A 14686-nucleotide genomic window follows, 5' to 3' on the forward strand; every position below is an offset into this window, starting at 1 on the left:
TGTGGCGGTGAACGGAGTCGAGCTGTTTCTGCTGGGACGCACCCTCATGAAGATCGGTGAACAGGCACTGCCCGATGTCGGGCGCGGCGGCCACGGCGCGGTGCTGGTCGTGCTCAGTGACGTACTGGATCACCCGGACAGCACGGTCGGGGAGATCGCGGGCCGGACCGGGCTGCCGCAGAGCGCGGTCTCGATGGCGGTGGCGCGGCTGCGGGAAGCGGGTTCGCTGACCGCGCGCACCGATGAGCGCGATCGGCGGCGAACCCTGCTCAGCCGGGCCGAGCAGGTCTCCGATCGGGTCGCGCAGGTGCGCGCCACCACCGTGCACGAGGAGTTGGGGCGGGCGCTCGGTACCGCGGACGAGGTGGCGATCGACGAGGTGGTGCGTTCGCTCGCGGCTGTGTCGCAGCGCCTCGGGCTGCGCCCGGAACCGAACTAGCTCAGGACGATCAGGGGCTGGGTTTCGCTTGCGGGCCACAGGGATTCGATGACCGCGGTGAGCCGGATGCGGGAATCGCCCAGCGTTCCGGCGAAGACGCGGCGCCCGCCGCTGGCGTCACGTTCGGAGGTGACGTCGTTCATCTGCAGGGCGCGGGCCCAGGCCATCAGATGCGAATTGGATTCCGCGGCGGGCAGATCCGGGTGGATGCTGCCGCAGAACTCGGCTTCCTCACCGGCCGCGTCCAGGCGGGCCCGGCAGTCCCACATCCAGCTCACCGTGGGAAGGGCCTGGCCGGAGGCTTGGCTGGCATAGGAGTTCACCAACTGAGACAGGGCGTCGATGGCAGTCATTGTCAGCGAATCGGTCACGCGCTCAGCGTTCCACTCGCCAGACCTCAACTCCCGCAACCGCCCTCAGGTGCGCGTGTCGGCGCGTGTCGGCCGGGCAGACGAAAACGCCGGTCGGTCCGCGCTCCGGGAGGGGACGTACAGGAGCGAAAACCGACCAGCGTCGATCGGACCGGCGCCTCGAAGACGGTCCGACACTTCGGATGTGGAGCCGGGCAGGGGGATCCGGCTCCCCACCGACTAGCTCGCGTAGGCGCGCAACCGCTCGGCGCGGTCGCCCTTGCGCAGCTTGGTCATGACCTCGCGCTCGATCTGGCGAACCCGCTCGCGCGAGAGGCCGAACAGCTTGCCGATCTGATCCAGGGTGCGCGGCTGGCCGTCGTCGAGACCGTAGCGCAGGCGAATCACCTGCTGCTCACGCTCGTCCAGGGTGGCCAGCACGCTGCGCACGTCGCGGTGCAGCAGCCCGGCGATGACCGCGCTCTCGGCCGAGGTGGCCTCGGAGTCCTCGATGAAGTCGCCCAGCGGGGCTTCCTCGTCGTTGCCGACGGGCATATCGAGCGATACCGGGTCACGGCTGTGGTCGAGCAGGTCGGCGATCTTCTCCTGCGGAATGCCGGACTCGCGCGCCAGTTCCGCGTCGGTGGCCTCGCGCCCGAGCTGCTGATGCAGTTCGCGCTTGATGCGGGCCAGCTTGTTCACCTGCTCGACCAGGTGGACGGGGAGGCGGATGGTGCGCGACTGATCGGCCATGCCGCGGGTGATGGCCTGACGAATCCACCAGGTGGCGTAGGTCGAGAACTTGAAGCCCTTGGTGTAGTCGAACTTCTCCATCGCGCGGATCAGACCCAGGTTGCCCTCCTGGATGAGGTCCAGCAGCGGCATGCCGCGGCCGGTGTACCGCTTGGCGAGGGAGACCACGAGGCGCAGGTTGGCTTCGAGCAGGTGCTGGCGTGCGGCCTGGCCCTCGCGGACGAGGATCGCGAGATCCTTCTTCTTCGGGGCGGACAGGCGCTTGCTCGTCTCCAGCAGGTGCTGCGCGTAGAGGCCCGCCTCGATGCGCTTGGCCAGCTCGACCTCGTCGGCAGCCGTCAGCAGCGCGGTCTTGCCGATTCCGTTCAGGTACACGCGTACCAGGTCGGCGGCAGGGCTCTGGGCGTCGAGGTCTTGATCGCTGATGCGCACGTGAGTGGTGGCGGGGCTTGTCATGACTTGCCTCCTGGTCGGTGGTGTCTCGTTCCGTTCAACGGGCCCGACATCAGGAAAGTTCCCCGCCGTTCCATTCATAAACCGCATCTGAGCTGCGGTTTTTGCGATGCACGTCTGAGAAGTTCCTGAGAAGCGCGTATCATTCGGAACTTGCACGGCCGGGGGGAGCGGTTGCGGTGTCCAGTCGATTGTCATCGGCCGACCCCAACTTCCTGACGCGACAAGCGAATACGAGAAAAGGGATGGCCTCCGCTCGCCCTCGATCGATCACCCGATGCAACGAGCCGCTGGTCACCGGCATTCCCGGACGTACACCGCCGCGAGATGGGATTGTGACGGTCCTCACCGGGGTGAATCGTGTTCGGGGGCCCGGAAACGACCGCGGCCGCCGGGAGGGAAACCCGGCGGCCGCGGTGCGGGAGGACATTCAGCGGGGATGGATGAGCCCGTGCCGGACCAGTCCGGCGACGATCGTCATGGCCGCGGTCTCGAATTCCGGTGTGGCGGCGTCCCCGGTCTCGCCGAACGCGAGCAGTTCGATCAGTTCGCGCAGCGGCAGGCCGTCCGGGCGCATCCCGGCCAGCAGCGCGGCGGTGGCGTCATCGACCTCGTGCTGCCAGCGCGGTCCGTCGCCGCGGTGTACCCGGACCACCTGCTGATCCCAGCCCTCCGTGCCGGGCAGGTAGACGCGTTCGAGGGCGGTCGCCGCGTCGACCTCGTAGCGCGAGTCCAGGATCAGGTCCGGGTCGGCGGCCGCGGCGCGCAGCCAGGCCGAGCGCTCGAAGTGGGCGAGCGCCTCCGGGCCCAGCGGATCGTCGAAGCCGTGGGTGAGGTCCTCGGCGAGCAGTTCGGTCGGTCCGTCGATGGCCCGCAGATAGACGAAGCCGAACCCGATGCCCTCGACCTCGGCGGCGGTGAAGGCGTCCAGCCAGCGCTCGGCGCGTGCCTGGGCCGCGTCCTCGCGCGGGTCCAATCCGGCGTCGCGCAGCCAGGTTCCGACATAGAGGGCGGGATCGGCGATGTCGCGCTGCACGATCCAGGCGTCGATGCCGTGGTCGGGCAGCCAGCTCGCGACCCGGGTGCGCCAATCCTGTCCGGCCACATGGACCCACGAGGCGAGTAGCGCCGCGGTGCCGCCCGGATTCAACAGCTCCGGAATGCCCGAGATGACCAGTTCGCTCGCGCCGTCGAGGGCGAGCCCGGAGTCCCGGTAGGTGTGCTCGACGCGGGCCGGGCCGACCACGAAGGGCGGGTTGGCCACGATCTGATCGAAGCGGCGGCCCGCGACCGGTTCGAACCAGGACCCGGCCAGGAACTCGATCTCGAGTCCGTTGAGTGCCGCGCTGGCCTCGGCCAGCCACAGCGCCCGCTCGTTCACGTCGGTGCCGGTGACCGTCTGCCCGTAGGCCGTCGCGTGCACGGCCTGGATGCCGCAGCCGGTGCCCAGGTCCAGCACGGTGCCGGTCGCTGCGGTCGGGGTGGCGCGCAGCAGTGACAGTGAGGCATGGCCGACACCGAGCACGTGGTCGGTGTCGAGGCTGCGGCGGTGCATGGAGTCGTCGAGGTCGGAGAGCACCCAGCGAGTGCCCGCGCCGAGATCCAGGGGACGCAGATCGAGGGCGGCCCGCACGCTGTCGCCGTCGAGTTCGAGCAGTCCGGCGGCGACGGCGTGGTCGACGCGCACAGGGGCCAGCGCGGCGGCCGCGTCGGATTCGGGGACCCGATCGCCGAGCAGCAGCAGCCGCACCAGGGTGCCGAGCTCGCCGAGGCCGGCGGACGCGCGTCGCACCGGGACGGGCTCGCCGCGGCCGAGAGCGGCGTGCGCCTCGTCGCCGAGGGCCTCGAGGAGGGTGTCGGCGTCGTATCCGACCCGGGTGAGGGCCGCGCGGAGGTCGGGGCCGAGGTCGGCGAGCAGGGACGAGGCGGTCGTCTGGTTCGTCGGCATGGGTAGGAACTCTGCCACCGCAACCGATCGGCTTCGATCAGTGGGCCGGGTTGGGCGTGCGGGCGGCGGGGGAGTAGCCGCCGCGTCGCGGTGTATCGGGATCGCCGGGGAGCAGTGGGGTGTGTCGGGGCGTGGCGGGATCGATTGCGGCCGTTGCTTTTAGCTGTTTCCGATATTTCATAGTGGGTCCAATGGGCTGTTAAAATAAGACAATTCGGACATTTAGGACAATAGCGATCTCGACCGAATCCGGTGACCGCCAACGCTTCCCGGGATGAATCGGAGTTCGCTGTCCATCCCTGTTTCGTTCGCTCCATGCTGTCTGGATGGCGCATTGCCGACAGTGTGTGGGCGCGCAAACTTCACAGGTTCGACAACGTGGTCTCTGACCGGCCCCGAAGCGGAAATGACTGTGCGCCACGGCCGTCCGAATAAAGTGGCGGAGAGTTCGCTGAAAGTCGTTTCAAACTTTCAAGATCAACATTATGAAGATCAAAAATACTGCTACGCAACGAGGTTCGGCTGTGTATGCTATTGATCATGCACAGCCCCACTACGAGGTGGGATGACGGCGAGGCGGTGTCGTATTGGACGTCAACAAGCTTCGGATGCGCCGTGCGAGTGCTATTGCAATCGCGGTAGGTGTACTGGCTTTGATGGTCACAGGGACGTTTGATCGATTGTTGCTGGGTGTTTTCATGACAGCCGGCTTGGCGCTCGGCTGGGTGAATGCCCGGCTCAGGTGGACAACCATTGTCCGAATAACCGATGCGGAAACCCCCAGCAAACAGAAGCTGGCACTCTCCTCGGCATCCCGGTTGATCATTCTGACCGCGTTGTCGATCGTGGTGGCGTTCTTCACGCGCCCCAACGGTGTCGGAATCTTCTTCGGGCTGGCCGTTTTTCAATTGATCCTGGTACTCCATACGGCTCTGCCCGAGGTGAAAGGGCTCCGACAGCAGTCATGACCATTCCCGTTGCTTCGTTCGCCCATCTGTCCGCGCCGATCCCCCTGGCCGATGATTCCTCCGGGGGAGCGAAGATCCATGTCGGTGAGCACGCGGTGGCCCACCTGTGGGGTCTCGACTTCAATGTGGACACCATCGTGTCGACGTCGGTGGCCGCGCTGATCGTGCTCGGTCTGGCCTTCTACCTGCGGGCCAAGATCACCTCCGGGGTTCCGAACCCGGTGCAGTACTTCTTCGAGTCCATCACGGTGATGATGCGGGAGCAGGTGGAGTCCGCCATCGGCATGAAGGTCGCGCCGTTCGCGCTGCCGCTGGCGGTCACGCTGTTCACGTTCATCCTGCTGTCGAACTGGTTGTCGGTCTTGCCCGTTCAGTACGGTTCGGGGGAATTGATCGCGCCGCCGGCGTCGGATTTCAACTTCACGCTCGCGCTGGCGCTGTTCGTGTTCCTCTTCTACCACGCGGCCGGTGTGTGGCGGCGCGGTCCGGGATCGCACGCCAAGCAACTGCTGAAGGGCCACACCGGTTGGGGCCCCATGATTTTCATCAATGTGATCGAGGAGATCGCCAAACCACTGTCGCTGTCGCTGCGGCTTTTCGGCAATATGTTCGCCGGTGGCGTCATGGTTTCGGTGATCACCCTGTTCCCCTTCTGGATCAGCTGGGGTCCGAATGCCATCTGGAAGTTGTTCGACCTGTTCGTCGGCGCCATCCAGGCATTCATCTTCTCCCTGCTGACCGTCCTCTACTTCAGCCAGTCGATGTCGCTGGAGAGTGAAAACCACTGAGCGGTACATCCGTTCAGCGCGTAACAACCTTTGCAAAAGGAAGTGAAAAATGGCAGACCCAGCAACCGCGAGTATCGTCCAGGGCGCTCTTATCGGCGGCGGCATCATTCTGGCGGGCGGTGCCATCGGCGCGGGTATCGGTGACGGTCTGGCCGGTGCGGCCCTGATCGAGGGTGTCACCCGCCAGCCCGAGGCCGAAAGTCGCCTGCGCGGTAACTTCTTCCTGACCGTCGGTCTGGTCGAAGCGGCATACTTCATCAATCTAGCGTTCATGGCATTGTTCGTATTCGCTACTCCCGGTAAGTAGACGGCATCATGTCTCCCAGAACGGATGTGGAGGCCGAGGGGAATTTCCTGATCCCCAACGGCACCTTCTTCGTTGAGCTATTGATCTTCCTGATCGTGCTCTCGGTCATCTGGTTCTTCGTTGTTCCGCCGATCCGAAAGGTGTTGGCGGAGCGGGAGGCGCGGGTCAATCAGACGGCGGCGACCGCGAAGGAGGCCGGCGAGACCTTCGCCGAAGCCGAAGCGCGGTACGAGACGGCCCTCAAGAAGGCCCGTGAGGAAGCGGCGGAAATCCGCAACCAGGCACGGTCCGAGGGTCGCGCCATCCTCGACGAAATGCGCAGCGAGGCACAGCAACAGGCCGATCAGATCGTGGCCGAGTCCACGGCGCACCTGCGCGCCGAGGCCGACCAGGTGGCCGCCGAACTTCGCGAATCGGTCGAGCCGCTCGCCCAGAACCTGGCCGGCCGCGTGCTCGGCGTGAACGATCGTGCCCGGACCACCGCGGGCCGGCAGAGAGGACGGGGGTCTGAATGATCCTCACCGATACCCATCTCGCACAGGGTATTTACCACATCTCCTTCGATTGGCCGGTCTTCTTCAGTCAGCTGTTCGGGTTCGCCGTCATCGTTTTTCTGATCACGAGATACCTGGTACCGCCGCTGAAGAAAATCGTGAAAAAGGCGCAGGACCAGGTCGAGCGGCAGCTCGAGGAGAGCGATGCGGCCGCCAACCGGCTCATCGCCGCCAAGACTGCCTACGACAATGCGATCACCGAGGCCAAGGCCGAACTCGATCGCATGCGTGAGGAAGCCCGCATCGACGCCGACCGCATCATCGCGCAAATGCGTGAGGCGGCCGCCGCCGAGGTGGAGCGAGTCCGCAAGCAGGGCCGCGATCAGATCCTGCAGTACCGCAGGCAGATGATTCGCGACCTGGAGACCGACCTGGCGGCCGCCATGCTCGCACTCACCGAGGAGAAGGTGCGCGAGCAGATCGGATCCCCGCAGGCCCGGTCGGAGAGCATCGACAAGTTCCTCGAGGATCTCGAGGCGCTGGCCAATTCCGGATCGTCCGCCAAGCGTGAGCCGCAGACGGAACGGAAGTAGCCGACTCCCCGGATTACGCCGGTGTCCGGCCGGTCAGACAATACGTCTGACCGGCCGGATCCGTCATGACCTGCCACTGCTTACCGCGCTGAATTCGTTTCGCGCCCAGGGCTTCGTGCCAGTCCGCGGTGGCGTCGACATTCGTGCAGGCGATGTCCGGGTGTGCGGAGGTGGGCCGGTCGCCGCCGAGACGTTGTAGCAGCAGGTCGACGGGTACGCCGGGACGTGCCGAGAGCCTGGAGAATTCGGGCAGCGAGGCCGGTCGCCAGGCCCAGCCGGTCAGATCGGTCCAGAATCGTGATTCGACGGCGTAGTCGCTGGTGCCGATGTCCAGGCAGATCTGATCGACCCGGCTGCGATCGCCCGCCGGGCCGGTGACGGTCGGCGCGAGTCCGCCCATGGGTTCGCGAAACGGTGTGAGGCAGAACGTCATTCCCGCCGGGGAGTGCAGGACCGAATATCCGATGCGCTGGGTGAGGATGTAGTCGCCCGCCAGCGTCGCGCCGAGCGCCAGCGCGTGGTCGGTGGCGGCCTGCACGTCGTCCACGTCGAGGTCGAGATGGATGCGCGGCGGTCCGTCGATTACCTGCATCTTGAGCGTCGGCGCACCGTAATCCGGTAGCAGCGTGGCGAATTCGTCCCGATCGCCGCGTCGCTCCGAGAGCGTGGTGCCGGTGACGGTCGTCCAGAACGCGACGCCGTCGTCGAATTGTGCTGCGGGACGGTCCAGGAACGCCCAGATCCACCGAATCATCGTGCCCTCTCCAGGGTTTCGTGGGTGCTGCGGAAGGTCTTGCGGTAGGTCAGCGGCGGCACCCCGAGTTCGAGGCGCATGTGGTGGCGCAGGGATGCCGAGGTGCCCATGCCCGCGCTGCGTGCCACCTCGTCGACGGTGAGGTCGGTGGTCTCGAGCAGGTGCCGGGCGTGCCGCACGCGCTGCTGCAGGATCCACGCACCGGGCGCCATGCCGGTCTCGGCCTTGAAACGCCGGGTGAAGGTGCGCACGCTCATATGTGCGTGCGCGGCAAGGGAATTCAGGTCGAGTTCGCGGTCGAGATGGTGCAGCGCCCAGCGCCGGGTGGGTGCGGTGCCGTCGGTCCCGGATTCGGGGACGTGGCGTTCGATGAACTGGGATTGCCCGCCTTCGCGCCAGGGTGGCACCACGCAGTAGCGGGCCGCGCCGTTGGCGGCGGCGCTGCCGTGGTCGGTGCGAATCATGTGCAGGCACAGGTCGATTCCAGCGGCCAGTCCCGCCGAGGTCCACACGTCGCCGTCCTGCACGAACAGCAGGTTCTCGTCGAGCTGGACCTGCGGGTACAGCGCCCGGAACCCGTCGGCGAACTGCCAGTGCGTGGTCGCGCGCCGCCCGTCGAGCAGGCCCGCCGCGGCGAGCACGAACGCGCCGGTGCAGATGGACACGATGCGGGTGCCCGGGCGGATGGTGGCCAGCGCGGCGGCGAGTTCGGGGGTCACCGTGCCGTGGCGTCGCGGTCCGGGGACGCGGGTGCCGGGGATGATCACCACGTCGGCGCGGGCCAGCAGTTCCGGACCGTATTCGGGGATCACCGCGAACCCGTTGCTGGAAGCGATTGCGCCGGTGTTCAATCCGCACACGTGCACCTCGTAGAGCGCGTTCCCGTGCTCGTCGCGGGCGGATCCGAGGACCATCGGCGGAATCGTCATGTCGAATCCGACGATCGGTTCGAGCGCCAGCACCGCTACCAGACGTGTACCGGTCGCGGTGGAGCTGATCCTTGGGTGTGACTCCGGCATGGCGCTCCTTTCCGGACCGGGCGTCCGTGGCTGAATCTTGACGCATTGTGTCATTCGGGCCACTCGTGCGGGAAGGGGATTTCGGTCACGCTCGTGCGGTGAGCGAATTGATGGACGATCCGACGCGGCGAACACCACCTGCCGCAACACCGTCCGGCGACCCCGTCTCCCGTCGCGGCCCCCACCCGGCCTGGATCGTGGCGGTCGTCGGTTTCATCGCGCTGCTCGGCGCGGCCGGATTCCGCTCGGTGCCGGGTGTGCTGATGGATCCGCTGCACGAGGAGTTCGGGTGGTCGCACGGCACCATCGGTGCGGCCGTCTCGGTGAATGTGCTGCTGTACGGGCTGATCTCACCGTTCGCGGCGGCCCTGATGGATCGTTTCGGCATCCGCCGGGTGGTGGCGACCGCACTGCTGCTGATCGCGGCGGGCAGTGGCCTGACGGTGTTCATGACCCAGCCCTGGCAGTTGATGACGACCTGGGGTCTGCTGGTCGGCATCGGTGTCGGGTCGATGTCCATGCCGTTCGTCGCGACCATCACCGGCCGCTGGTTCGTGCGCCAGCGTGGTCTGGTGACCGGCGTGCTGACCGCGGCGGGCGCCACCGGTCAGCTGGTGTTCCTGCCGCTGATCGCCCGCCTGGCCCGCGATCATGGTTGGCGCACACCGTCTTTGCTGGTGGCGGGTGCCGCGCTGGCGGTGGTGCCGCTGGTGCTGCTGTTCATTCGCGACTACCCCAGCGATGTGGGTGCCCGTGCCTACGGTGCGGAGCCCGGCAGTGACGCGGGTCTGCGCGCTCCGGCGCCCGGTGGTGCGGCCCGTGCGCTCACAGTGCTGGCGACGGTCGCGCGCAAGCCCGTGTTCTGGCTGCTGGCAGGAGGTTTCGCGATCTGCGGCGCCTCGACGAACGGTTTGGTCGGCACGCATTTCGTGAGTGCCGCCCACGATCACGGCATGCCCGCGACCACAGCGGCCGGATTGCTGGCCGTGGTCGGTCTTTTCGATGTGGCGGGCACCATCGCGTCGGGCTGGTTCACCGATCGCGTCGATTCCCGCTACCTGCTGGTCGGCTACTACTCGCTGCGCGGTATCTCGCTGCTGATCCTGCCGCTGCTGTTCGCGCCGGATGTGCAGCCGAGCATGTGGGCGTTCATCGTCTTCTACGGCCTGGATTGGATCGCGACGGTGCCGCCGACGGTGGCGCTGTGCCGGGAGAATTTCGGTGCGGACGGTCCGGTGGCGTTCGGCTGGGTGTTCGCCTCGCACCAGATCGGTGCCGCGCTGGCCGCTTTCGGCGCGGGGGTCATCCGCGATGCGCAGGGCAGTTACACCACGGCGTGGTTCATCGCGGGCGGGCTGTGCGGTCTGGCCGCGCTGTTGTCGGCGAGTATCCGCAAGCCCCGGGTCGCGGTGGCGGCCTGAACTAGCCGTCGATGGCGTTGTGCGGCCGGGCTTCGAGCGCCTTCTTCTCCTCGCGGCGGCCGTCCCAGCGGCTGGGTTCGTCCTTGCTGCGGGGCGGCCGGTCGTTGGCGATCAGTACCGCGATCCACGGCAGCGGGATCGAGACCCCGATGATCAGCAGCGAGATCCACCAGATGTGCCACACGCTGTAGGCGATCGCGGATCCGACCAGGCAGGGGATGCGGAACGACATGATCATCGTGTACCGCCGTACCCGAGCCTTGTGCTGCTGCTCGAGCGAGGTCGAGGCCTCGGTGATCAGTGCCGGATTCTGCTTCTGCTCGCCGGGGAAGTACCCCTCCGACATTCGGGGTGGTTTGGGTATCGAACCGGCGGGGTGAATCTCGACATCGGGGCGATCCGTGCCGCTGGTGCCTTCGGCCGGGGATTCGCCGTCACGCTGCATACCTCGAGTCTTGCACTCCCGCCCGTCGAATGCACATGCCCCGGCCTTCCGCTTGCCCCCGCGACCCCGGCTGGCACAATTGATCGGGTGAGCGCAGACACCCTGGTACGTCCGGAAACGACCAATGAAGAGTCGACCGACAACGACACCCCCAAAGTCTTCCACTACGTGAAGAAGAACAAGATCCCCGAGAGCGCCGTCATGGGCACCCATGTCGTAGCCCTCTGCGGCGAGGTCTTCCCCGTAACCCGCGCCCCCAAGCCCGGCTCCCCGGTCTGCGAGGAGTGCAAGCGCATCTACGAGATGATGAAGAAGTGATGCGCTAGGACCAGGCATTTCGGCAGCTCACCGGGCCGATTTCGGCTCGGGAGTGTCACTTCGAATCGGTTCAGGACCCCTGGCATCAGCCTGCCGATTCACGCCGCTACCCCGAACGTTTCACTATCCGCGCCGGGATGCCGTGTTCCCGGCACAGGGCGAGCAATCCACTGCCATCGATCAGGTCGAGTCGTTTGCCGTTGGCGAACTCGTAGCTGTCCGGCCCGTAACCCGAAGTGGTAATCATGATCCCCTTCGTCGCGCCCTCGTGATCCACCGTCCCCCACAGGTCCCGGACGTGGGTCGGCCGGACTGTCTTGGTGAACAGTTTCGCCTGCACGATGTACTTCCCGCCGATCATCGGACGGGTGTCGTAAGCGACACAGTCAACCCCGCCTCCCGCGCTGGAGGAGAACAGCTTGGTCTCGAACCCCATCTTGGCGAACAGATTGTGAACGAATGCCTCGAATTCGGTCGGAGTGAGCTCCAACAGGTTCGGGCGCTGGTCGATGCCGGAGAGGATGTCGATTGGATCGACGATGCGCGGGTCGGCCATATCGAAGGTCATCACCGGATCGACGGCCACCAGTTCGTCCGGGTGGGGAGATACATTCGCAAAGAAGTGCTTGCGCACGCAGTCGACCGGATTGAATTTCGGCTCGTCGAGTACCAGCGGTGTGAACTGGTCCCGGGTCGCTCGCATACTGATCAGGTACGGCTCGATCTGCTGCCCCGTCACCGAGTCGACTCCGCGGACCCTGCCCATGAACGCCACCGTGCTGATGAGTTCGGGCGGGGTGACCGCGAACGCTTCACGTACCGACCGTAGGGCGACTTGCGCGATGAGCCGTCGATAGATGTCGCGAATCTCCTTGAGGGGGCGTGGAACCGGTTCGACTGCCTTCCGAGTCTTGATGTGGCGGTACGACTTGTAGGAGGGAACGACTTCCACGGTCGGGAGGAAGCATTCGACCGCCAACAGGTTCGACTCGGGGACAAAGCCCGCACGGTGCGTGACCGAAACGCCGTAATAGGGGGACTCCGAGAGGACCAGCTCGACGTAATCGCTCACCGCGAGGCGATCCCCGTTCGCCAGTCCGCGAAGCCAGTCGTCGATGCGCTCGTTCGCTGCGACGGCCTCCCGCTCTGCGGTGTCGACTCTGTGTTCATGCTCCTGTCGCACCTGTGCGATCTGCTCGTGGCGCGCGGCCTCCCTGCGTCGATGGTCGTCCTGTGCCCAGGCGAAGCGTTGCTGTGCCAACCGCAGTTCCTCGTCATAACGCTTGGCGTCACCGAAGATGCGCTTCATCCTGCTCGGTTCGACCGGTGCCGACCATTCGGGTACGGGCAGCGGTCGCTCGAGATTTCCGAGATTCAACGGCGGTACATCCACGCGACGCCGACGCTGGGCCAGATCGATTGCCGGATCCCGGGCCAGTGATACGAGCAGCAGATTCTCCAAGTCCGAGGCGTGCTCTTCCAGCGCCCGGGTTCGTTCGGTTGCTTGCCGGTCTCGTGCCTCTGCCGCGGCTTGCACCCGCTCGCGCTCCAATTGCCGCGCGGTCCGCCGATCGGACTGCACGTACGGGTCATAGGAACCGTAGGTCACGACCGCCCCCTCAACCAGTTGTGGAAACCCTGTCGAAAACGGTAGCCCCCGCCGCAGATCCGCGACAAGCATTGACTCACAACTGGATTCACTCCGGACACCGCGATTCACCTGCTAGTGTCGTCTTGCGGCATGCGCGCCTTCGAGACCGAGGGGGGTCGAACAGTGGCAACTCGAGATGTTCGTGTTCTGATCGAAGGCGCACGCGACAGCGAGCAGCAGCTGATTTCCCTACGTCGATGGCTCACGGCCGAGGACGAATTTCGAGGTTACGTCCGTTTCGAGGAGAAGGCCATGAAGCCCGGTGAGATGGGCGGATTCGCCGATGCCCTCATCGTGGCGGTCGGCAGCGGGGGTGCTTTGACCGTCCTGTCGAGTTCGATCCAAACCTGGTTACAGCAGCAGCGGTCGAAGGTATCCATCACCATCGCCAACTCGAACGGCGATTCGGTGCAGATCACCGCCGAAGGACCAGCCGCCGACGCCGTGGTGTCACGACTGCAGGAATGAGACTCCCGAATCCTCTTCGGTCGCGGGCGATCCTGGTAGGCGTCGCGAACTACCGGTTTCTGCCGCCACTTCCGACGACCATGAACAATCTCGACGACCTGGCATCATCCCTGTGCGATGACGATCTCTGGGGACTGCCGAAAGCCCATTGTGCTTTGGTGCGCGATCCGGATTCGCAGGAACAAGTGCTCCACACCCTTTACGACGCGGTCGAACAGGCTGAGGACACGCTCCTCCTGTATTTCACCGGACACGGCCTCAAGGACGCCGACACGGGAGAGCTGTTGCTCGGCCTCACCGGTTCGATGCAGAGCCGCGCTTATACGGCGTTGGCCTACGACCATATTCGGCGGGCCTTGCACGAGGCTCGCGCGCCACGGCGAGTAGTCGTGCTCGACTGCTGCTACAGCGGTCAGGCGATCGCCGGCATGTCCGATCCGGCGTCCGCGGTGGTCGACGAGGTCAGTGCCGAGGGCACATTCGTCCTCGCAGCGGCCCCCGAGAACAAACTGGCGCTCGCTCCGGAGGGCGAGCGCCACACGGCCTTCACCGGCGAGCTGATCAAGCTCATCCGACATGGCCTGGACGACGGTTCCGAATTCGTCTCGCTGCAGCAGGTTTTCACACACACTCGGCGGGAACTGATCGCCAAGTCGCGACCGCGTCCGCAGATGCGCACCAGGAATACGATCGGAGACCTTGCCCTAGTACACAATCGACAATGGAAACAGACGCGACCGGCCGAACCGCCCGATGTGACACCACCGCCGATCTTTCCCCCGACCTCCGGCGATGAGGCCGACAACGCTCGTCCGTCCACTGTGCCGAATCGCATCATGCTGCTCATCGAGCACATGGGGACGAGTGCGCCGATCGGCACTGCCGAAACACTGAATGCCCTCGGCATCAAACATAATTCGGTCGCCCGTCTGGCCGCCGCCGTCGACGCGTCGATAGCGACTTCCATTCGGGACGCGATATCCGCGCAGTTCGACGACCCCGGTCTGGCCTCGGTCCACACGGCGCTGATGAGCGGTGACATCCGCGCTGCCGCCACTCTCCTTGTCGCGGTCCCCGCCCGTCGGCTCCACGGCCGCGAACGATCCCGGTCGTTCTATCACGAGATCATCGATGACAGTCGCAATGTCGTCTTCGGTCTGGTGACCCAATACGCCGACTGGATCAACGAATCTGACGATCCGATCAGCGCGTGGCTCGCGATCTCACACAAACATTCTCTCTGAGGGGGCAAACCCTGAAGAAAGGCTGACTGCTCGCCTGCGGGTCCGGGGCCGCGCCGCGAAGCCGAGCGCGCTCGCCCGCAGCGTCGCGGGCGAGCACGCTCGTGGGCTCGGTCTTCCCCTCCGTCGGAGACCGAGAAGCCTGATTTCTCGAACCTAGGTGCTGCTGCCGCCGGGGCTCTACCGTTTTCCTGCCCATTCGCGGTCGTTTTCCGCCCGTTGAGCCGGAGTCGGTGCGGTGCTTCGTCGCCGCGACGTGCTGATCTCCTGCTTGTA

17 protein-coding genes are annotated in these 14686 nt (G+C 65.8%); 10 read left to right on the top strand and 7 right to left on the bottom strand.

Annotated elements, in window-relative coordinates; translation table 11 throughout:
• Positions 1–7 precede the first annotated feature (7 nt).
• Positions 8–439, top strand: a complete 432-nt coding sequence (locus OG300_RS04605; protein ID WP_405492463.1) for a MarR family transcriptional regulator — start codon at positions 8–10, stop codon at positions 437–439.
• Here the strand turns inward: OG300_RS04605 and OG300_RS04610 are convergent.
• The 3 genes from OG300_RS04610 to OG300_RS04620 all read right to left on the bottom strand — a co-directional run bounded on the left by OG300_RS04610 (position 436) and on the right by OG300_RS04620 (position 3943).
• Positions 436–810, bottom strand: a complete 375-nt coding sequence (locus OG300_RS04610) for a hypothetical protein (protein WP_405492465.1) — start codon at positions 808–810, stop codon at positions 436–438. The genes OG300_RS04605 and OG300_RS04610 overlap by 4 nt on opposite strands.
• A 219-nt stretch (positions 811–1029) precedes the next feature.
• Positions 1030–1998, bottom strand: a complete 969-nt coding sequence (locus tag OG300_RS04615) for a sigma-70 family RNA polymerase sigma factor (RefSeq protein WP_405492467.1) — start codon at positions 1996–1998, stop codon at positions 1030–1032.
• 427 nt (positions 1999–2425) lie between these two features.
• A complete protein-coding gene (locus tag OG300_RS04620) occupies positions 2426–3943 on the bottom strand; it encodes a methyltransferase (protein ID WP_405492469.1) in 1518 nt (505 codons plus the stop codon).
• Positions 3944–4530: 587 nt separating this feature from the next.
• On the opposite strand from OG300_RS04620, the gene OG300_RS04625 reads away from it, so the two are divergent.
• From OG300_RS04625 to OG300_RS04645, 5 genes are read left to right on the top strand one after another with little or no spacing between them, the layout of a single operon-like run.
• Complete coding sequence (locus OG300_RS04625) at positions 4531–4911, top strand: hypothetical protein (protein WP_405492471.1); 381 nt, start codon at positions 4531–4533, stop codon at positions 4909–4911.
• On the top strand, positions 4908–5699 hold the full coding sequence (gene atpB, locus OG300_RS04630) for a F0F1 ATP synthase subunit A (RefSeq protein ID WP_405492473.1): 792 nt from the start codon (positions 4908–4910) through the stop codon (positions 5697–5699). Before OG300_RS04625 ends, atpB begins: the two co-directional genes overlap by 4 nt.
• A 49-nt stretch (positions 5700–5748) precedes the next feature.
• Positions 5749–6006, top strand: a complete 258-nt coding sequence (locus OG300_RS04635; RefSeq protein WP_405492475.1) for a F0F1 ATP synthase subunit C — start codon at positions 5749–5751, stop codon at positions 6004–6006.
• Between the two features lie 26 nt (positions 6007–6032).
• On the top strand, positions 6033–6521 hold the full coding sequence (locus tag OG300_RS04640) for a F0F1 ATP synthase subunit B (protein WP_405492477.1): 489 nt from the start codon (positions 6033–6035) through the stop codon (positions 6519–6521).
• Positions 6518–7093: a hypothetical protein gene (locus OG300_RS04645; protein WP_405492479.1), complete on the top strand. Its 576-nt coding sequence runs from the start codon at positions 6518–6520 to the stop codon at positions 7091–7093. The genes OG300_RS04640 and OG300_RS04645 overlap by 4 nt, the downstream gene beginning before the upstream one ends.
• A gap of 13 nt (positions 7094–7106) precedes the next feature.
• On the opposite strand, the gene OG300_RS04650 is transcribed toward OG300_RS04645, so the two are convergent.
• On the bottom strand, positions 7107–7847 hold the full coding sequence (locus tag OG300_RS04650) for a VOC family protein (RefSeq protein ID WP_405492481.1): 741 nt from the start codon (positions 7845–7847) through the stop codon (positions 7107–7109).
• Positions 7844–8866, bottom strand: a complete 1023-nt coding sequence (locus OG300_RS04655; RefSeq protein ID WP_405492483.1) for a GlxA family transcriptional regulator — start codon at positions 8864–8866, stop codon at positions 7844–7846. Before OG300_RS04655 ends, OG300_RS04650 begins: the two co-directional genes overlap by 4 nt.
• 110 nt (positions 8867–8976) lie before the next feature.
• Here OG300_RS04655 and OG300_RS04660 point away from each other — a divergent pair, with 110 nt between their 5' ends.
• Positions 8977–10287, top strand: a complete 1311-nt coding sequence (locus OG300_RS04660; RefSeq protein WP_405498471.1) for an MFS transporter — start codon at positions 8977–8979, stop codon at positions 10285–10287.
• Position 10288: 1 nt separating this feature from the next.
• On the opposite strand, the gene OG300_RS04665 is transcribed toward OG300_RS04660, so the two are convergent.
• On the bottom strand, positions 10289–10633 hold the full coding sequence (locus OG300_RS04665) for a DUF3099 domain-containing protein (protein ID WP_405498472.1): 345 nt from the start codon (positions 10631–10633) through the stop codon (positions 10289–10291).
• A gap of 186 nt (positions 10634–10819) precedes the next feature.
• Between OG300_RS04665 and OG300_RS04670 the strand changes: the two genes are divergently transcribed.
• Positions 10820–11050, top strand: a complete 231-nt coding sequence (locus OG300_RS04670) for a DUF3039 domain-containing protein (protein WP_405492485.1) — start codon at positions 10820–10822, stop codon at positions 11048–11050.
• Between the two features lie 106 nt (positions 11051–11156).
• Here the strand turns inward: OG300_RS04670 and OG300_RS04675 are convergent, their stop codons facing one another.
• Positions 11157–12770: a restriction endonuclease gene (locus OG300_RS04675; RefSeq protein ID WP_405492487.1), complete on the bottom strand. Its 1614-nt coding sequence runs from the start codon at positions 12768–12770 to the stop codon at positions 11157–11159.
• 21 nt (positions 12771–12791) lie between these two features.
• Between OG300_RS04675 and OG300_RS04680 the strand changes: the two genes are divergently transcribed.
• The gene (locus tag OG300_RS04680) at positions 12792–13169 is read left to right on the top strand and encodes a hypothetical protein (RefSeq protein WP_405492489.1); all 378 of its coding nucleotides are present in this window, start codon (positions 12792–12794) and stop codon (positions 13167–13169) included.
• Positions 13166–14413, top strand: coding sequence for a caspase domain-containing protein (locus OG300_RS04685; protein ID WP_405492491.1), 1248 nt, complete (start codon positions 13166–13168; stop codon positions 14411–14413). The genes OG300_RS04680 and OG300_RS04685 overlap by 4 nt, the downstream gene beginning before the upstream one ends.
• Positions 14414–14686 lie beyond the last annotated feature (273 nt).

The organism is Nocardia sp. NBC_00511 (assembly GCF_045161165.1).
GTDB lineage: Bacteria > Actinomycetota > Actinomycetes > Mycobacteriales > Mycobacteriaceae > Nocardia.

Bases quoted from the DNA above. Each gene is read 5' to 3' on its own strand.
- OG300_RS04645 (WP_405492479.1), top strand. From the start codon at position 6,518: ATGATCCTCACCGATACCCATCTCGCACAGGGTATTTACCACATCTCC.
- OG300_RS04635 (WP_405492475.1), top strand. From the start codon at position 5,749: ATGGCAGACCCAGCAACCGCGAGTATCGTCCAGGGCGCTCTTATCGGC.
- OG300_RS04615 (WP_405492467.1), bottom strand. From the start codon at position 1,998: ATGACAAGCCCCGCCACCACTCACGTGCGCATCAGCGATCAAGACCTC.
- atpB (WP_405492473.1), top strand. From the start codon at position 4,908: ATGACCATTCCCGTTGCTTCGTTCGCCCATCTGTCCGCGCCGATCCCC.
- OG300_RS04620 (WP_405492469.1), bottom strand. From the start codon at position 3,943: ATGCCGACGAACCAGACGACCGCCTCGTCCCTGCTCGCCGACCTCGGC.
- OG300_RS04665 (WP_405498472.1), bottom strand. From the start codon at position 10,633: ATGTCGGAGGGGTACTTCCCCGGCGAGCAGAAGCAGAATCCGGCACTG.
- OG300_RS04655 (WP_405492483.1), bottom strand. From the start codon at position 8,866: ATGCCGGAGTCACACCCAAGGATCAGCTCCACCGCGACCGGTACACGT.
- OG300_RS04650 (WP_405492481.1), bottom strand. From the start codon at position 7,847: ATGATTCGGTGGATCTGGGCGTTCCTGGACCGTCCCGCAGCACAATTC.
- OG300_RS04680 (WP_405492489.1), top strand. From the start codon at position 12,792: ATGCGCGCCTTCGAGACCGAGGGGGGTCGAACAGTGGCAACTCGAGAT.
- OG300_RS04685 (WP_405492491.1), top strand. From the start codon at position 13,166: ATGAGACTCCCGAATCCTCTTCGGTCGCGGGCGATCCTGGTAGGCGTC.
- OG300_RS04660 (WP_405498471.1), top strand. From the start codon at position 8,977: ATGGACGATCCGACGCGGCGAACACCACCTGCCGCAACACCGTCCGGC.